10 protein-coding genes, 21 tRNA genes and 2 rRNA genes are annotated in these 18,001 nt (G+C 39.2%); 3 read left to right on the forward strand and 30 right to left on the reverse strand.

Going from position 1 to position 18,001, the window contains the following annotated elements:
* Nucleotides 1-21: 21 nt before the first annotated feature.
* Complete coding sequence (locus AC4PID_RS02605; RefSeq protein WP_492134035.1) at nucleotides 22-717, reverse strand: YigZ family protein; 696 nt, start codon at nucleotides 715-717, stop codon at nucleotides 22-24.
* 8 nt (nucleotides 718-725) lie between these two features.
* Nucleotides 726-1,997 (reverse strand): GTPase HflX, encoded by a 1,272-nt coding sequence (gene hflX, locus AC4PID_RS02610; RefSeq protein ID WP_492134036.1) that lies wholly within the window; start codon nucleotides 1,995-1,997, stop codon nucleotides 726-728.
* Nucleotides 1,998-2,200: 203 nt separating this feature from the next.
* Between hflX and AC4PID_RS02615 the strand changes: the two genes are divergently transcribed.
* A complete protein-coding gene (locus AC4PID_RS02615) occupies nucleotides 2,201-5,587 on the forward strand; it encodes a transglycosylase domain-containing protein (RefSeq protein ID WP_492134037.1) in 3,387 nt (1,128 codons plus the stop codon).
* A 192-nt stretch (nucleotides 5,588-5,779) separates the two neighbouring features.
* Here AC4PID_RS02615 and thiI read toward each other — a convergent pair whose 3' ends face one another.
* Both thiI and AC4PID_RS02625 read right to left on the reverse strand, forming a co-directional pair.
* Nucleotides 5,780-6,991, reverse strand: a complete 1,212-nt coding sequence (thiI, locus tag AC4PID_RS02620) for a tRNA uracil 4-sulfurtransferase ThiI (RefSeq protein WP_492134038.1) — start codon at nucleotides 6,989-6,991, stop codon at nucleotides 5,780-5,782.
* 25 nt (nucleotides 6,992-7,016) lie between these two features.
* Nucleotides 7,017-8,174, reverse strand: coding sequence for a cysteine desulfurase family protein (locus AC4PID_RS02625; protein ID WP_492134039.1), 1,158 nt, complete (start codon nucleotides 8,172-8,174; stop codon nucleotides 7,017-7,019).
* Between the two features lie 117 nt (nucleotides 8,175-8,291).
* Between AC4PID_RS02625 and AC4PID_RS02630 the strand changes: the two genes are divergently transcribed.
* A complete protein-coding gene (locus AC4PID_RS02630; RefSeq protein ID WP_492134040.1) occupies nucleotides 8,292-9,281 on the forward strand; it encodes an asparaginase in 990 nt (329 codons plus the stop codon).
* A gap of 68 nt (nucleotides 9,282-9,349) precedes the next feature.
* Here AC4PID_RS02630 and AC4PID_RS02635 read toward each other — a convergent pair whose 3' ends face one another.
* The 3 genes from AC4PID_RS02635 to AC4PID_RS02645 are packed head-to-tail and all read right to left on the reverse strand — an operon-like array spanning nucleotide 9,350 to nucleotide 11,318.
* Nucleotides 9,350-10,420 (reverse strand): HD-GYP domain-containing protein, encoded by a 1,071-nt coding sequence (locus tag AC4PID_RS02635; RefSeq protein ID WP_492134041.1) that lies wholly within the window; start codon nucleotides 10,418-10,420, stop codon nucleotides 9,350-9,352.
* A gap of 14 nt (nucleotides 10,421-10,434) precedes the next feature.
* Nucleotides 10,435-10,881: a nucleoside recognition domain-containing protein gene (locus tag AC4PID_RS02640; RefSeq protein WP_492134042.1), complete on the reverse strand. Its 447-nt coding sequence runs from the start codon at nucleotides 10,879-10,881 to the stop codon at nucleotides 10,435-10,437.
* A 17-nt stretch (nucleotides 10,882-10,898) separates the two neighbouring features.
* A complete protein-coding gene (locus AC4PID_RS02645; protein ID WP_492134043.1) occupies nucleotides 10,899-11,318 on the reverse strand; it encodes a nucleoside recognition domain-containing protein in 420 nt (139 codons plus the stop codon).
* A 171-nt stretch (nucleotides 11,319-11,489) separates the two neighbouring features.
* On the opposite strand from AC4PID_RS02645, the gene AC4PID_RS02650 reads away from it, so the two are divergent.
* Entirely contained in the window at nucleotides 11,490-12,476 is a 987-nt protein-coding gene (locus AC4PID_RS02650; RefSeq protein ID WP_492134044.1) for a ribonuclease H-like domain-containing protein, read from the forward strand.
* A 149-nt stretch (nucleotides 12,477-12,625) separates the two neighbouring features.
* Here the strand turns inward: AC4PID_RS02650 and AC4PID_RS02655 are convergent.
* From AC4PID_RS02655 to AC4PID_RS02765, 23 genes are all read right to left on the reverse strand, one after another.
* Nucleotides 12,626-12,701 (reverse strand) — tRNA-Phe (locus AC4PID_RS02655).
* Between the two features lie 7 nt (nucleotides 12,702-12,708).
* Nucleotides 12,709-12,785: transfer RNA gene (locus tag AC4PID_RS02660), tRNA-Ile, on the reverse strand.
* Nucleotides 12,786-12,799: 14 nt separating this feature from the next.
* Nucleotides 12,800-12,876: transfer RNA gene (locus tag AC4PID_RS02665), tRNA-Pro, on the reverse strand.
* Nucleotides 12,877-12,896: 20 nt separating this feature from the next.
* Nucleotides 12,897-12,972: transfer RNA gene (locus AC4PID_RS02670), tRNA-Trp, on the reverse strand.
* 10 nt (nucleotides 12,973-12,982) lie between these two features.
* Nucleotides 12,983-13,059: transfer RNA gene (locus AC4PID_RS02675), tRNA-Ile, on the reverse strand.
* A 49-nt stretch (nucleotides 13,060-13,108) separates the two neighbouring features.
* Nucleotides 13,109-13,200, reverse strand: a tRNA-Ser gene (locus AC4PID_RS02680).
* A gap of 9 nt (nucleotides 13,201-13,209) precedes the next feature.
* Nucleotides 13,210-13,298, reverse strand: a tRNA-Ser gene (locus AC4PID_RS02685).
* Nucleotides 13,299-13,314: 16 nt separating this feature from the next.
* A tRNA-Lys gene (locus tag AC4PID_RS02690) sits at nucleotides 13,315-13,390 on the reverse strand.
* 10 nt (nucleotides 13,391-13,400) lie between these two features.
* Nucleotides 13,401-13,476: transfer RNA gene (locus tag AC4PID_RS02695), tRNA-Lys, on the reverse strand.
* Nucleotides 13,477-13,486: 10 nt separating this feature from the next.
* Nucleotides 13,487-13,561: transfer RNA gene (locus AC4PID_RS02700), tRNA-Gln, on the reverse strand.
* Between the two features lie 9 nt (nucleotides 13,562-13,570).
* Nucleotides 13,571-13,644, reverse strand: a tRNA-Gly gene (locus AC4PID_RS02705).
* Nucleotides 13,645-13,732: 88 nt separating this feature from the next.
* A tRNA-Tyr gene (locus AC4PID_RS02710) sits at nucleotides 13,733-13,817 on the reverse strand.
* A gap of 11 nt (nucleotides 13,818-13,828) precedes the next feature.
* Nucleotides 13,829-13,904: transfer RNA gene (locus AC4PID_RS02715), tRNA-Thr, on the reverse strand.
* Between the two features lie 7 nt (nucleotides 13,905-13,911).
* Nucleotides 13,912-13,988: transfer RNA gene (locus AC4PID_RS02720), tRNA-Asp, on the reverse strand.
* A 28-nt stretch (nucleotides 13,989-14,016) separates the two neighbouring features.
* Nucleotides 14,017-14,092, reverse strand: a tRNA-Val gene (locus tag AC4PID_RS02725).
* A gap of 3 nt (nucleotides 14,093-14,095) precedes the next feature.
* Nucleotides 14,096-14,170 (reverse strand) — tRNA-Glu (locus tag AC4PID_RS02730).
* Between the two features lie 17 nt (nucleotides 14,171-14,187).
* Nucleotides 14,188-14,264: transfer RNA gene (locus AC4PID_RS02735), tRNA-Met, on the reverse strand.
* Nucleotides 14,265-14,284: 20 nt separating this feature from the next.
* A tRNA-Met gene (locus AC4PID_RS02740) sits at nucleotides 14,285-14,359 on the reverse strand.
* A gap of 8 nt (nucleotides 14,360-14,367) precedes the next feature.
* Nucleotides 14,368-14,454 (reverse strand) — tRNA-Leu (locus tag AC4PID_RS02745).
* A gap of 15 nt (nucleotides 14,455-14,469) precedes the next feature.
* Nucleotides 14,470-14,544, reverse strand: a tRNA-Asn gene (locus tag AC4PID_RS02750).
* A gap of 24 nt (nucleotides 14,545-14,568) precedes the next feature.
* A 5S ribosomal RNA gene (gene rrf / locus AC4PID_RS02755) occupies nucleotides 14,569-14,685 on the reverse strand.
* Between the two features lie 155 nt (nucleotides 14,686-14,840).
* A 23S ribosomal RNA gene (locus tag AC4PID_RS02760) occupies nucleotides 14,841-17,758 on the reverse strand.
* A 138-nt stretch (nucleotides 17,759-17,896) separates the two neighbouring features.
* Nucleotides 17,897-17,972 (reverse strand) — tRNA-Ala (locus AC4PID_RS02765).
* Between the last annotated feature and the right edge of the window lie 29 nt (nucleotides 17,973-18,001).

Here is an 18,001-nt window from a genome sequence, read left to right on the forward strand (position 1 = left end):
TGAATTCTTATATATATACCACTATAAGACTGTCTTAAAACTAGGGTCACTAACGACTTCCCCATTTAAGACGGTTAAAGTTTCATCATCCTCTTCAGATATCAATGCTTGACCGTTTGTATTTTCTATTAAAATTTCAATCAATTTTACCTTTTCACTTGGGAGACAATAAAGTTTAATACAGACTTTATCCGTAAAAAGTGTCTCTTTTATAATAACGCTTTCAAGTCCTAAAAGCACATTTTGCATTTTGCCATGTGCCGTATAATCAAAGGTCACTGATAATAGATGCATCACTTGACGTTTGACGATGGTACAAGCCTCAAGTGCCATCTTTGCAGCATCTGTGTAAGCTCTTACTAATCCACCAGTTCCAAGCTTGATGCCACCAAAATATCTGGTTATTACGACACAGAGGTCCGTTAGCTCTTCTTTTTTAAGCATTTCAAGAATTGGAACACCAGCCGTTCCAGAGGGTTCACCATCATCACTGTATCTTTGAACTTGATAATTTTTACCAAGTACATAAACGGGAACGTTGTGAGTGGCATCCCAATGTTTTTTTCTCACACTTTCTATAAAAAGCTGCGCTTCTTCCTCTGTATTAATTGGCGTCGCGTACCCGATGAAACGGGATTTATTAATGTTTGTTTCATCATGTCCACTGTTTAATATTGTCAGATAGTAAGTGTTCATTACACTCTCTTTTCCAGTCATCTCTCAACTTACTCCTTAACAAGGTATGCTTCATATCTATTATAATCAGCGATGGAAACGCTTGCTTTGATTAAAGTGCCATTTTCTTCATACTGCATATCATCAACTTTATAAGTTTCGCAAAGATAAGACGATATTGCACCTTCATTATAAGGAATTAGAAAAATCGCTTCCTTATGATCACTAAACAACCTTTTTTTAATCTCAGTGATCAAGGATTCAATATTTTCACCTGTTTTAGCAGATACCATAATTTCATCTGGACCAGCTGCCATTACTTGATTTGCTCTGTCGATTTTATTGTACAGTGTTAGCATTGGAATATGAGCAGCTTTGAGTTCTTTTAATACCTGCTCCGTTACCTTCATCTGCATAGGATAGTATTCATTTGAATAATCAACAACCTGTAAGAGCAAATCCGCATTGAGTGCTTCTTCCAGCGTTGCTTTAAATGCACTCACCAAACTGTGTGGTAGCTTTGAAACGAAACCAACTGTATCCGTTAACACAAATGTTTTTTTATCATCCAACGTAATTCTTCTTGAATAGGTATCTAAAGTAGCAAAAAGCATGTCTTTTTCAAAGACGTGTCTTTCAGTATCATCCTCATCGGATAATGCAATCAGTTTATTCATCATCGAAGATTTTCCTGCATTGGTATAACCAACAAGAGCCACAATAGGAACTTCATTTTTCTCCCTTTGTTGTCTTTGTACCACACGATTCTTTTCTGCTTCGCCAATTTGTCGTCTAATTTCATCAATACGATCTTGAATTTTACGTCGGTCTAGCTCGAGCTTTTGCTCACCAGGACCTCTTGTTCCAATACCACCGCCCGTTCTAGACAGATTGCCATTCATACCAATTAATCTTGGTAACCTGTACTTTAATTGTGCCAGCTCAACCTGAAGTTTTGCGATTTTCGATTGAGCTCTAATTGCGAAAATATCTAGAATTAAAGCCGTACGATCGATAATCGTAACACCAATAAGTGCCTCTAAATTTCTAATTTGTGATCCCGAAAGTTCATCGTTAAAAATAACGATATTAGATTGCGTGTCCTCCACGGCAATTCGGACTTCTTCAACCTTTCCAGTACCGATATAGGTTGCAACCTCTATCTTAGCTTTATTTTGAATAATGATATCAGCTACCTCAGCATTAGCAGCCAATGTTAATTCAGCTAACTCATTCATAGATTCTTCTATACTAAACTCATCTTTAAGTCCTTGAAACATGCCGACTAATACAGCGCGTTGCTTAAGAATTTCGTTTTCCATATGACCTCACACTCATTTCTATAAGATATCCCAATTATACTACAAAGTATAAGTATTTGGTAATACTCGCCTTAAAAAATCTCACTTAGGCAATATTAAAATTAAATTATATGTTTTTAAATATTAGGTCGTCCAACATCAAATATGTTATAATACTTTGTAGACTTTTGCGCACTGCGCAATCGTAGCATCAGGAGGTTTTAATGGAAAGCACAAAGAAAGTAGTCCCTGGTCAATCCCCTCAACGTCCAGGAAAATCCAGCAATCAAAAAGGTAAAAAGAAGAAGAGCTCATTGATAAATGTTTTGAAAATTGCACTGATTGTCATGATCGTCGGTGGTGTCATAGGCGCAGCAGGTGTTTACCTATACGTCACATCTGTATTAAAGGACATTGAGCCAATTAATCCAGATCAAGTCGCTAGCTCATTGACTGAAAACTCAGTTATCGTAGATGGAGATGGTCGAATTCTGGAGCATATACAGAATCAAGGTTTAAGAACCGTCATTAAATACAATGATATGAGCAAAGATTTGATAAATGCCTTCGTCGCAGTAGAAGACAAAACCTTCTTCGAACACAATGGCTTTAACTTCGTTCGACTTTTCGGTGCAGTTAAAGATACAGTGCTCACAGGCAAGCGACTAGGTGGCACGAGTACGATTACACAACAGCTTGCAAGAAATATATATCTCTACAATATAAGAAGTGAGAGAGATATTGATCGTAAAGTTAAGGAAGCATATTACGCAATAGAGCTTGAAAAATACCTTACAAAAGAGCAAATTATTGAAGGATACCTCAACCTTGTTTATTTGGGATCAAACTCAAACGGGGTCGAAGCCGCTTCACAAGCCTATTTCTCTAAAAGTGCATCAGAGGTAAATTATATTGAGGCTGCATTATTAGCAGGGATCGTAAAATCGCCATCTGTTTATCCACCAATGCTAACAGTAGCTAAGGTTGATGTTACAGAAGACGATTATGTCATCGATGACACGGATCCTCTTTATACACTTATTTACAATCCAAAATGTGAAGATAGATATTTAACATCAATTTATCTCATGCATGAAAACAACAAAATTACAGATGCAGAGTATGAATACGCAAAAACGGTTGATTTAAAAACGATGATTCATCCTGGTAAAACATCACAAGATGAAATCACTTCTTTCTTTGCAGATATGGTTAAAGATGAAGTAACCGAAGATTTAATCGAAAAATATGGCTACACAAAAGAAGAAGCGACTAATTTGCTTTATACTGGTGGCTTAACGATAGAATCAACGATTGATTTCGATATGCAAAAAACATTAGAAAGCCATTATGCGATTGACAACTTCACGCCTTATTATGGAGAATCAACAGCAGTTGCTGTTAGAGCTTTCCAAAAGGACAATGGTTTGTCTGTAGATGGCGCTGCAGGTCCAAACACTTTATCTAAAATTAAAGAATTATCGGGAATGGATACGAGTGTATTCACACTTGACGCTTATAAAAAAGGTGTAAATAGCGATGAAGTTATCCTACTTAAACAAGCACTTTACGATTTAGGCTATTTAATAAACAGCGAAGACTTCCCAAAAGTTACCGTATTACTCGATAATCAAGGTAACATTATTTCTGAAGAAAGCAAACGTTTAATCATTTATAAACAATCCAATTTGATAGACAATGATGATAACTTTATTATCCCTTCATCAGACTATAAATTTGATGACAACGGCAATCTCGTGCTTTTGAAAAATAAAAGAATGTACTTCTACCCTCATTACCAAGATGATCAACTTGTTAGCATCCAAATGGTTGTGAGAGAGACTTTCACATATGGTGACAACGGTTCAGAAAATGAGAAATTAGCAAGTGGAAAATATAATGTTAACGAGCTTTATACGTATGAAGGCAAAGATGTTTTAGTGCCAAATGAGTACAAAAGCTTTGATGACGATAGCAATGTCATTATTGATAAGGCATTTTTAGTTGAAGATCCAGATTTCTTTACTATTGATGCCAACCAAAACCTACTCGTTTCAAAAGGCGATTATGTAATCGCTGACAAAGGTGTTATCCAGCCACAATCCGCTATGGTTATCATCGATTATCACACAGGCGAGTTAAAGGCACTTGTGGGTGGTAGAAACATCACAGGCCAACGTGTATTCAACCGCGCAATTAACCCAAGACAACCAGGATCATCTATTAAACCGCTATCTGTATTCACTCCAGCTATCGACTCTGGTCGTTATACAGCTGCAACCGTAACGGATGACCGTCCAGTGTACTTACTTGGTGATCCAAGTGTCAGATGGCCACTAAACTGGTATGAAGCATACAGCCAATATTACAAGCATTGGGGTCTTGTTACTCTAAGAGAATCTGTTCAGTGGTCAATAAACGTTACTGCCGCACTGATTGCTCAAGATTTAGGGGTTGATACCTCCCTTGAATATTTACAAAAATTCGGTATTTCTACTTTAGTTACCTCTGGTGGTACGAGTGATGCAAATATTGCTGCGGTTGCTCTTGGTGGTATGACCAAAGGCGTTACACCATTGGACTTAACTAATGCGTATGGCGCAATTGCAAACAAAGGCGTTCTAAACGACGTTATCACATATAAAACAGTTAAGAACAGTAAAGGTGAAATACTATTACAAAATGAAAGCAAGCAAACTTATGTTGTTGACGAAAATGTTGCATATATCGTTCAAGATATGATGAAAACTTCAGTTGAGTCTGGGGTTGCAACACCTGCAAAACTGTCTGCTAATAATGATATTATCTCAGTTGCAGGTAAAACGGGGACAACTTCTAGTAACATCGATGCATGGTTTATTGGTTATACACCATACTATGTTGGTGGTGTTTGGTTTGGTAATGACGTCAACATTCCTCTAGATCAAGGTTCCAGAATTGCTGCTCAGTTTTGGAAAACGGTTATGTCTGAAGTACATGCTGATTTCGAACCAAAGCAATTTGACGTACCATCTGGTATTGTCACTGCAACTGTAGATATTATCTCTGGTAAATTACCGAGCGAACTTTCTGCTTTGGATCCAAGAGGAACCGTTCGTACAGAAATTTTCTTAAGAGGAACAGAACCAACGGAGGTTGATGACGTTCATGTCATGGCTGATATTTGTACTGAGAGTGGTAAGCTTGCGACTGCGAATTGTCCAACGACCCTTGTAGAAAGTAGATTATTTGTTAAGCGTCCAATACCTTATAATCCTGAAGAAAACCTAGATTCAAGAGGCAATCCAATAATTCTTAAGGACAGCCAATACGACTTACCAACTGAGGAATGTGACATACACACTGAGGCACAGACAACTGAAGAACCTACTTCAGATTCCTACCTTGGAGTTAAACCTACTGTAAGATTGGTAGATGGCACTTTATTCGTACAAAGACCATATCCAATCATACTTTCAGATGGTTCTACTTTAGTCTTAACCGTTGGTGCAAAGATTAATCTTGACGGTTCGGTAACATTGGCAAGTGGTGATATTATAACAGCAGATAGAATAGGTAACATACCAAATTATACGACAGAAGAACTGGATGCTATGACCACAACACCTTAACATCTAGATAAAACGATTAGAGCTTTAAAAAATCTACTAATACTCATTTATCAATGATTGGTGTTTAAGAACAGATCGATTGAAGCAAAAAAACTCGTAAGTCAAATGACTTACGAGTTTTTAGTTTAGCGATCCCTATAGATCAACATTTCCTTTTACGAAATATTTCTTATACTCAAAATAATACGCTCACTATTTTGAATCTAGATTTGGATGGAATCTAGAAGTAACTTCACCTTTAACCACAATGATTGCTTCTTTTTGCCTAATCGCTTCATCAATTAGCTCATCTACGTTTAATTTAGATAAGGAAGCTTCAATTTTCTCAAGTCTAGGCTTTGTTACTACACGATCTGGTAAGAAAATAGTACAGCAGTCTTCAAACGGCAAAATACTAGTTTCAAATGTATCTATTTTTCTTGCGACGTCGATAATATCATTTTTATCATAAGCGACAAGTGGTCTAAATACGGGTATGTCCACCATACTATTTGTAACCGTCATTCCCTCAATGGTTTGGCTAGCCACTTGACCAAGGTTTTCGCCGGTAATCAAACCTTTACATCTGGATTTCTCTGAAATTTTTTCAGCAATTTTCATCATAAAGCTTCTAGCTAATATTGTACTCTCTTCTGATGGACAATGCTCATTAATTGCCTTTTGAATTTCTAATATGTTGATACTATGGATTCTTAAATTCTCAGTATAGTAAGTCAAACGCTTTGCCAAATCGATAACTTTTTCCATTGCTCTTTCACTTGTAAATGGGAATGAATGAAAATGAACTGCCTCAAGCTCTAACCCTCTTCTCGCCATCAAGTAACCTGCAACTGGACTATCTATTCCACCTGATAAGAGTAACATGCCCTTTCCCGCACTACCATAAGGCATACCGCCTAATCCCGGGATTTTTTTTATAAAGACATAAGCATAGTCTCTTATTTCTATGTGAATAACGACTTCAGGGTTGTTTACATCCACTCGAATAGGCTGTAGGTTTTTAAATAAATAACCGCCAACAGTATGATTTATTTCTGGAGAATTTAAAGGATAATGCTTATCGGCTCTCCTAGCTTCAACTTTGAAAGATTTAACACCATTTTCATCAATCATTTTTTTTAGTAAATTCAAACAACCCTCTTTAATCGCTTCAATATCACGATCTAATCTTGTTGCAGGACTTACCGAAACAATTCCAAACACTTTTGTAACAGCCTTAATTAATGCCTCTTGATCCTGTAATTCATGTTCTATAACGACACGACCTCTTTGATCATGAATAATTGTATCAGGAATATCAGAAATTGCCTTTCTAATATTGCTGATTAGTTTTCTTTCAAAGGTTCTTATATTTTTTCCTTTTAATGCAATCTCACCATATCTAACTAATAACATCTCTTTCATACGTAATTACCTTTCTATCTAAAGCTTAACGCTTTTTCATTTTCATTATGGTTCTAAGTGATCCTGAAATCTCTAGTAACCAGTTGGCCGCCATTTCAATGTCTTCCATACTGTTCTCTTTTCCAAAACTAATCCTTATTGCGCTGTCTAAACTAGCATCATTTAGTTTCAACGCTTGAAGGACATGTGATTGATTTTTCTTTTTAGAAGAACATGCTGCTCCAGTAGATACATAGACAGATTTCATTTCTAAGGAATGAAGTAGGACTTCACCTTTTACGCCTAAGACACTTATATTTAAAATGTATGGAAAATCATTTGGTGAATTAATCACTATATTATTATCATTACCGATAATTTCAATAAATCGCTTCTTTAAAGCGGAGACATGTGAATAATTAGCATCTAAACTTGAGTAAGCATTTCGCATAGCCTCACCAAAAGCAATGATTCCTAATAAATTCTCAGTTCCAGGACGAAGTGCAAATTCCTGCTGACCACCATAAACCAATGGATTAATCTGGCTCTGAGAAGTTAAATAAAGGGCGCCACTTCCCTTTAATCCATTTATTTTATGTGCACTTACACTGAGGGCATCGATCCCCATTTGTTTGACATCAATTTGAACTTTTCCAAAAGCTTGAACTGCATCTACATGGAATTTTATCTTTACACCATTTTGTTCGTTGAACTTTTTAATGATGTCCGATATTACTTTTATTGGCTGAACTGTACCTATCTCATTATTGATCATCATAATGCTTACTACAAGTGTATCTGTCGTTAACTCAGATGCCAATTGTTCTAAATTTAAAATACCATCATTTTTAATACCTATATAAGCGGTTTCATAGCCTTCCTTTTCTAATTGTTCCACACTAGATAATACTGATGGGTGCTCTATTACAGATGTAATGATTTTACCTGTTTTACGTTTTCTGGCCATTCCTAGTACTGCAAGATTATTTGCCTCTGTACCACCAGAAGTAAAGATGATGTTATTTTCACTTGCATTAATTAAATCTGCAAGATTTTTCTTAACTTGTTTGATGACACGTTCAGATGCAACTCCCAACCCATGAAGCGAGGAAGGATTGCCATAAAGGTCTAGAGATTCGTTAATTATATTTTTAACCTCATTAGATAATGGGGTGGTTGATGCATGATCTAAGTAAATAGCCACGTTAAACTCCTTTACATTTCTGTTATAGTCCTTTAATTCTCCATCACAATATTATATAATAATTTTGGATTAAATAAAAATTTTTTATAAAAATTAAATATTTATTCGGAGGTTTTGATGAAAAAACGCGTTGCTGTTATTTTCACTGGTGGAACAATATCTATGAAAGTTGACGAAAGACTTGCTGCTGCAATCCCAGCGCTGTCTAGTGAAGAAATCATGTCTATGGTCACCAATATCGATAGAATTGCAGATATTGAAATAATTACTTTTGGTAGTTATCCAGGACCACATATGACACCGACACATATCTGGGAACTCGCGACATTGGTTAAAGAAACCATTCAACGTCCTGACATCGATGGCGTTGTCATTACTCATGGTACGGATTCTTTAGAAGAGACCGCATATTTCCTTGACTTAAATATCAATAGTAGCAAACCTATTATCTTTGTAGCTGCAATGCGTAATAGCTCAGAACTTGGCTATGATGGTCCTAGCAATTTATCCTCTGCAATATGTACAGCTGTGTCAGAAGAGTCAATCAACAAAGGTGTATTGATTGTTTTAAATAATGAGGTAAACTCTGCAAGAGAAACGACTAAGACACATACGTTATCGCTTGATACCTTCAAATCACTTGAATTTGGTCCTCTTGGGATTGTTGATAATGACGAGGTCATCTTCTATCGTAACATTATCAAACACGACCATATTGAAACAGATCAATATGAATCTAATATAATGCTTTTAAAAGCCTGTGTTGGATGTGATTCAACGCTGATGAACTACGCCATTGCCAACGGAACAAAAGGATTTGTAATTGAGGCTATGGGACGTGGAAACGTACCTCCTGAGATGGTTGAAGGAATCGACAATGCAATAAAAAAAGATTTACCTGTCGTTATCGTATCACGTTGTCCAATGGGGCGTGTCCTCGATAGTTACGGATATCCAGGTGGAGGCAAAAATTTAAGAGACTTAGGTGCGATTTTTGGCGGTAATTTAAACGGACAAAAATCAAGAATAAAACTCATGCTTGCGCTAGGTAAAACGACTAATTACAATGAAGTCAAAGAGATTTTTGAAGCTGGTGTCTATAAATAAACACTTAAACTCATCTTATAAACAAAGCCCCTTCATTTGAAAATGAGGGGCTTTTTTATGAGCTAAAATTAGTGATGTTGCATCAATACTTCTTCAATGTCTATTGAGTAATCAGACGCCAAATCAACAAATGTATCTTTGGTTTTAACTAATGGTCGATTCAATGCAAATTTATTTACATAAACGATTTCTCCAATTCTACCATCCGTTAATCTTACCTTATTATTAATGAAGTAGGAAGCAATATTAGACATAAATACATCTGAAATCGTTGGATCTAGTCCTCTGAAGCTTTCATCTTTAATTATATTGAAGGCTTTAAAAGACGATACGCCTTTTTTGTATATTCTATCTGATGTAATCGCATCAAATACATCAACAACACCGATAATGCGAGCAATATAAGGTGTTTGATCTTCTTTTAATCCACTCGGATAGCCACTGCCGTCGCTTCTTTCATGATGAAACAGGATTGCAGCTAGCACGTCTCTCGGAATAGTTGTAGAATCTTTTAACATATCATAACCCAATCTCGCATGAGATCTAACCATATTTAATTCAGAAAGTGATAATCTTTCCTTTTTACTTAGTATTTCTTCTGGTACCTGTGATTTTCCAATATCATGTAATAAACCTGCCAAAGCTATCGTATAGATCATTTTTTTATCTAATCCAAGCCATTTCCCAAGCATTGCTCCCATCATAGATACATTGACTGCATGTGTATAATGATAGCTCTCTTTAAAAGAAAGCAATCGCATACTACCCAAAATATCATTATCAGCGATTAAAGCGTCTACTAATGGCTTTATTTCTTCTTCAAGTGTTTTAACGTCAAAGTTAAAATCTTTATTTTGAACTTGATTATACATCATTTTAAACCGATGTAATACCACACCATAATTCGTATTTAGATCTCTGTACTTATCATCAGCATAGATTCGAGCACTTAAGATTGTTTTTTCTTCATTTAAATTATCATCAATATAGACATAATCAATCCCATGATTTCTAAAGTACTCTAGATGCCTAGAATTGATTTCTGTTCCCTGAGCTAGAATAATATTGCCTAAATCATTATAAATGTCTTTTGAAAGACACTCCCCCACTTTTAGTTCATTGATTGCAATCTCTCTCATATTTCCCCCCAGATTTAACTTTCTCTAATAATAAACCTAGATATTATCATCGCTGATAGAAAAGCAACTAGTACACGAACGAGAACAACAATAATGCCATTTGCTCCCACTGCTACGAACAATAATGTGTCTTCAACAATAGCATGACAAGCTGCAAGGAATACTGAAATGATAAACAAACTTGTCTTGCTTATTTCTCCATCTTCAGATGTTTTAATTAATACGCCAGCACCATAAGAAATACCAAAAATAAATCCTACTGTTAAAGGAAATGCAGAATGCTCATCTGCCTTTATAAGTTTGGTGATCGGTTTAAATAATTTTCCAATCCAATCAAGGAGCTTAATATCTTTTGCAATCTCCATAAATAACATTAAAGGTATAACAATTTTTGCAATACCCCAGATGGATTCGAGACTGCCCAATATACCTAATGTATAAAAATCATTTAAGAATGTCATCTACTCACCACCTTAATCTAAAGAACTAAATTCATGATGATGCCACTTACGATTCCCAAGCTTACTCTGAAAGAAATCGCTTGCCATGGCTTGACATTGAGTTTTCTTAATACCGCAGTTTCAACGATTAATGAATGTGAAAAACCTAGCATAATGGCAAGAATCGTGATTTGTTTAGCGGTTAAAGTTAAAGACGCAATTGCACCTAACGCAGCATATAAATTTAAAGTATTACCTAGTACTAGGACAATTGCAGCTTCTCCTGGTAAACCAAATGCAAACATTATCGGTTTAAATATAAAAGCAATCCAATCAATTATTGGTGTTAATCGAATAATTGTAACGATCAAATAGACAGGTACTAATATTTTAGATAGAAGCCACAAAGTTTTAAATCCGTTTGTTAATCCTCTTTTAAAGGTGTTAAAAGTAACCATTTAGATCCTCGCTTACAATAAGATAGTACACCGAATATATATTAACATAATTTCATATGTAAAGCTAGTATAATTGCAATAATATAACAAAATGCAAGAAACTAATCCAATGTTGACCCACTTTGTAAAAACATGTAGACTTAAATAGAAATATATTATGGAGAATAAATTATGGAAATCTTAAAATATCCAATCACATGGACTGGCCATCCAACACTCAATCACTCTAATATCCTATTTATTGATATTGAGACAGATGGTTTATCACATAAAAACAGAATTATTTTAATTGGACTAATACTTTTCAAGAAAAATGTATTAACTGGTGAAGCATTGCAGCTCTTTAATCAGGATTACTTATCCGAGAAAGAAATCTTGATGTACTTAAAACAGTATATAAAAGAGAATGATATTGATTATTATATTAGTTTTAATGGCAACTCTTTTGACTTTCCGTTTATAAATGCTAGGATTAATCATTACAACCTTTCATTTATACTTAATAAGTCTGCCAATATTGATCTATACCGAATTGCAAAGCAGTATCAGGAGGTTCTAAAGTTACCTAATTCAAAGCTTAAATCTGTTGAAAAGGCCGTAGGCATCCATCGTGAAGATACCATATCAGGTAAAGATAGTATTTTGCTTTACCAAGCCTATTTGGAAACAAAATCCGATAAAATGAAGCATAGTATACTGCTTCATAATTATGAAGATATAATTAATATGGTTCCTCTTTTAAAGATCACACACAGCATTCAAGAATTTGCCCCAGCTCAATTTAAAATACTCTCTATTAAGTCATATATCAATTCTATTAAACTTAAAAAATCTTATATTGAAGTTGGGATTACACTTAATGATAAAATATCATTACTAGATTTTCAGCTTGATGATCCCTCATATTATTTATATTACTCAAATAATAGTCTGCAGTGTAAGCTATATTTTAATCAGTTTTCAGATCCTAGAGGAAATAATTACGGATTCTTTAACTCTAATCTCCTCTATAGCAAATCTTTTGAGTCCTGTTCTGATGAAGAAAAGCATTCATCATTAATGGTTTTTAACGACGAACTAATAAGGGATAATATTTATTATGTATTAGATCATTTATTACAACAGTTTTTTATACCCTCTTTAAGTCTTACAATTTAATATCCATCTCACTTCAGAAAAAAAATCTATGAATTTGATGTCTTAGACTTTTAACCACAAATGAAACTGAGAATAAATAATTAAAACTAGTTAAGCTTAACTTAACTAGTTTTTTTAGTAAAAAAAAAAAACAAACCTAAGTTTGTTAATGGTGCCCAGAGGCGGAATCGAACCACCGACACGGGGATTTTCAGTCCCCTGCTCTACCGACTGAGCTATCTGGGCATAATTGTGGTGGGCATAAGTGGACTCGAACCACCGACCTCACGCTTATCAGGCGTGCGCTCTAACCAGCTGAGCTATACGCCCACAATTATTGAAAATGGTCGGGGTGGCAGGATTTGAACCCGCGGCCCTCTGGTCCCAAACCAGATGCGCTACCAAACTGCGCTACACCCCGAAGATAAATATAAAATTGAATGGCAGGGGTGACAGGCTTCGAACCCACGACACGCGGTTTTGGAGACCGCTGCTCTACCAGCTGAGCTACACCCCTATTGTATTAATGGTGGGCCATCAGGGACTCGAACCCCGGACCATCCGGTTATGAGCCGGATGCTCTAACCAACTGAGCTAATGGCCCTCTGAGCATCCTAGCAAGATTACTCTTGCATAATGTTCCATAAAGAAATTGGCGGAGAAGGAGGGATTTGAACCCTCGCGCCCCTTGTCGAGACCTACTCCCTTAGCAGGGGAGCCTCTTCAGCCACTTGAGTACTTCTCCAAAATTTTATGGCGGAGAGGGTGGGATTCGAACCCACGTGGGCTTGCACCCTAACGGTTTTCAAGACCGCCCCGTTATGACCGCTTCGGTACCTCTCCTTAAAAAATAACTTGTTGGTGGTCCATCAGAGACTCGAACTCTGGACCCCCTGATTAAGAGTCAGGTGCTCTACCAACTAAGCTAATGGACCTTGATGAAAATGGTGATCCATCCGCGACTCGAACGCGGGACACCCTGATTAAAAGTCAGGTGCTCTACCGACTGAGCTAATGGATCACGTTAAAAATGGCTGGGGATACAGGATTTGAACCTGTGAATGACGGAGTCAAAGTCCGTTGCCTTACCGCTTGGCGAATCCCCAATGTCTTGATGGAGCGGGTGAAGAGAATCGAACTCTCACAACCAGCTTGGAAGGCTGGGGCTCTACCATTGAGCTACACCCGCAAGTGGATGTACATGCTTCCAAATTTGCTTGTTTTTTACCAAACAAGTCCGTTCCACATACAAATCAATATACCCATAAATGAAATTTTGGTGGAGGGAGAAGGATTCGAACCTTCGAAATCTCAGATAACGGATTTACAGTCCGCCCCCTTTGGCCACTCGGGAACCCCTCCACTTTGAAAAATGGAGCCGGTGATGGGACTCGAACCCGCGACCTACTGATTACAAGTCAGTTGCTCTACCAATTGAGCTACACCGGCATATAAATGGCGATCCAGAAGGGACTCGAACCCTCGACCTCTAGCGTGACAGGCTAGCGTTCTAACCAACTGAACTACTGGACCGCGATGAACTTATTTCTAAGTTCAAAAATGGTGGAAGTTATAGGGATCGAACCTATGACCCTCTGCTTGTAAGGCAGATGCTCTCCCAGCTGAGCTAAACTTCCAAATGGTGACCCCTAGGGGAATCGAACCCCTGTTACCGCCGTGAAAGGGCGGTGTCTTGACCGCTTGACCAAGGGGCCATGAATAAGAGTAAAAATGGTAGCGGCGGGCGGATTCGAACCACCGACCTTCCGGGTATGAACCGGACGCTCTAGCCAACTAAGCTACGCCGCCAAGTTAAAACAAAATATTCATGGTTGCGGAGGCAGGATTCGAACCTGCGGCCTTTGGGTTATGAGCCCAACGAGCTGCCACTGCTCCACTCCGCGATAAAAGTTGGTGCCGAGGACCGGAATCGAACCGGTACGGTGTCGCCACCGCAGGATTTTAAGTCCTGTGCGTCTGCCAGTTCCGCCACCACGGCAACTTTTAAATAAAATGGCTCCAAGGGAGGGATTCGAACCCTCAGCCTATCGGTTAACAGCCGAGTGCTCCACCATTGAGCTACCTTGGAATATAAGTTGTAAAAACAACTTTTAACTAGCAACGTTCTACTCTCCCAAGCAGCTGCCCGCTAAGTACCATCGACGCTGGAGGACTTTACTTCTGTGTTCGGTATGGGTACAGGTGTTGCCCCTCCGCCATCGTCACTAGATATGAATTTGCTTTGCAAATTCAGCCGTGGGTCTGTTTACAAAGTAAATAGACTAGGCTTTCTATTAAAACAACATAAAATGATGGTTTCAACAGTTTAAGGCATATACCCTAAAAACTACATACAGATCATTCATTAAAAGTTTTAGTAAAAATTTGGTCAAGACCTCGACCTATTAGTACCTGTCAGCTGAATGCATTACTGCACTTACACCTCAGGCCTATTACCACATTATCTTCATGGGGTCTTACTCCATTTCTGGATGGGAAATCTCATCTTAAGGGGGGCTTCGCGCTTAGATGCCTTCAGCGCTTATCCCGTCCAAACTTAGCTACTCAGCTGTGCCTTTGGCAAGACAACTGATCCACCAGAGGTTTGTCCATCCCGGTCCTCTCGTACTAAGGACAGCTCCTCTCAAATTTCCTACGCCCACAGCAGATAGGGACCGAACTGTCTCACGACGTTCTGAACCCAGCTCGCGTGCCTCTTTAATGGGCGAACAGCCCAACCCTTGGGACCTACTTCAGCCCCAGGATGAGACGAGCCGACATCGAGGTGCCAAACCTCCCCGTCGATGTGGACTCTTGGGGGAGATAAGCCTGTTATCCCCGGGGTAGCTTTTATCCGTTGAGCGATGGCCCTTCCATGCGGTGCCACCGGATCACTAAGCTCTACTTTCGTACCTGCTCGAAATGTCTCTCTCGCAGTCAAGCTCCCTTTTGCCTTTACACTCTTCGCGCGATTTCCAACCGCGCTGAGGGAACCTTTAGGCGCCTCCGTTACTCTTTAGGAGGCGACCGCCCCAGTCAAACTGCCCACCTGACATTGTCCTGAATCAGGGTAACTGATTACAGTTAGAATAACGTTATATCAAGAGTGGTATCCCAACGGTGACTCCATTAAGACTGGCGTCCTAACTTCTAAGTCTCCCACCTATCCTGTACATGATATACCATTATCCAGTGCCAAGCTACAGTAAAGCTCCACGGGGTCTTTCCGTCTAGCTGCGGGTAACCGGCATCTTTACCGGTACTACAATTTCACCGAGTCTATTGTTGAGACAGCGTCCAAATCGTTACGCCTTTCGTGCGGGTCGGAACTTACCCGACAAGGAATTTCGCTACCTTAGGACCGTTATAGTTACGGCCGCCGTTTACTGGGGCTTCGGTTCTATGCTTCGATTGCTCTAACACTTCCCCTTAACCTTCCAGCACCGGGCAGGCGTCAGCCCCTATACATCATCTTTCGATTTAGCAGAGACCTGTGTTTTTGGTAAACAGTCGCTTGGACCTATCCTCTGCGGCCACCACTAGCTCTGAACCTGTGATGGCACCCCTTCTCCCGAAGTTACGGGGTCATTTTGCCGAGTTCCTTAACAATAGTTTTCTCGCTCGCCTTAGTATTCTCTACTCTCCTACCTGTGTCGGTTTACGGTACAGGCACCTGCTCCCTCGATAGAAACTTTTCTCGACAGTGTGATATCTGCTACTTCGCTACTATTTTCACTCCCCATCACAGCTCACCCTTACAAGAGGCGGATTTGCCTACCTCTCAGACTCGCTGCTTGGACGCACTCAACCAATCGTGCGCTTAGCATAACCTCCTGTGTCATTCCCTCTCTCAAACGGTTCTCGGTGGTACAGGAATCTTTACCTGTTGTCCATCGCCTACGACTTTCGTCCTCGGCTTAGGTCCTGACTTACCCTGAGCGGACGAACCTTCCTCAGGAAACCTTAGGTTTTCGGCGGACGGGATTCTCACCCGTCTCTCGTTACTCATGCCAACATTCTCTCTTCTATACAGTCCACACGTCCTTACGATCGTGCTTCACCCCGTATACAATGCTCCTCTACCAATTAGATTACTCTAATTCCATAGCTTCGGTAGTAAGTTTGAGCCCCGGTAATCTTCGGCGCAGGATCACTCGACTAGTGAGCTATTACGCACTCTTTAAATGTATGGCTGCTTCTAAGCCAACATCCTAGTTGTCTGGGCAATCCCACATCCTTTTCCACTTAACTTACATTTTGGGACCTTAGCTGATGGTCTGGGCTGTTTCCCTTTTGACTATGAATCTTATCACACATAGTCTGACTCCTGAGTATAAGATATCGGTATTCGGAGTTTGATAGTCTTCGGTAGCCGGTGAAAGCCCCTAGGACATTCAGTGCTCTACCCCCGTATCTCTTTACCTCAAGGCTAGCCCTAAAGCTATTTCGAGGAGAACCAGCTATCTCCGGGTTCGATTGGAATTTCTCCGCTATCCACATGTCATCCCAACCTTTTTCAACAGATATGGGTTCGGGCCTCCAAGAGGTTTTACCCTCGCTTCACCCTGCACATGGATAGGTCACCCGGTTTCGGGTCTACGCCATACAACTCATTCGCCCTTTTCAGACTCGCTTTCGCTGCGGCTCCGTGCCTGAAGCACTTAACCTTGCTGCATAACGTAACTCGTTGGCCCGTTCTACAAAAAGTACATGGTCGTTCTTTAACGAACTTCCATTGCTTGTAAACATAGGGTTTCAGGTTCTTTTCACTCCCCTCTCGGGGTTCTTTTCACCTTTCCCTCACGGTACTATTCACTATCGGTCACTAGGTAGTATTTAGCCTTGGCAGATGGTCCTGCCTGCTTCCCACAAAGTTTCACGTGCTCCGTGGTACTCCGGATCAGTCTCGCTATACTTCTCTTTTCGCTTACGTGGCTCTCACACTCTTCGGCCTGCTTTCCCAAGCAGTTCTGCTAAGATACATTTTCACTTTATCGACTGTCCACACCCCTTCGTCCGAAGACTTAGGTTTGGGCTATTTCCCGTTCGCTCGCCACTACTTAGGAAATCACTTTTGTTTTCTCTTCCTTCAGGTACTTAGATGTTTCAGTTCCCTGAGTTCCCTTCCTATAACCTATGAATTCAGTTATGGATGACTGGACATTACTCCAGCCGGGTTGCCCCATTCGGATATCTACGGATCTACACTTGCTTGCAGCTCCCCGTAGCTTTTCGCAGCTTACCACGTCCTTCTTCGGCTCCTAGTGCCAAGGCATCCGCCCTATGCTCTTATTATCTTGACCATTTGATATTATTTTACTAATATCGGGTTTTTTACTTCTTTCGATTTAGACTCTCATCTAAATCTACACTTTTTAATGTCTTCTCTATATGCAGTTTTCAAGGTACATGGTTTTTTCACAAGTATCAACTACTTGTCATGGTGGAGATTAAGAGATTCGAACTCTTGACCCCCTGCGTGCAAGGCAGGTGCTCTCCCAGCTGAGCTAAACCCCCATGAGAAATCGAAGATTTCTCAGTCGAAC

The sequence above is a fragment of the Fusibacter sp. QWL-12 genome (assembly GCF_058683495.1).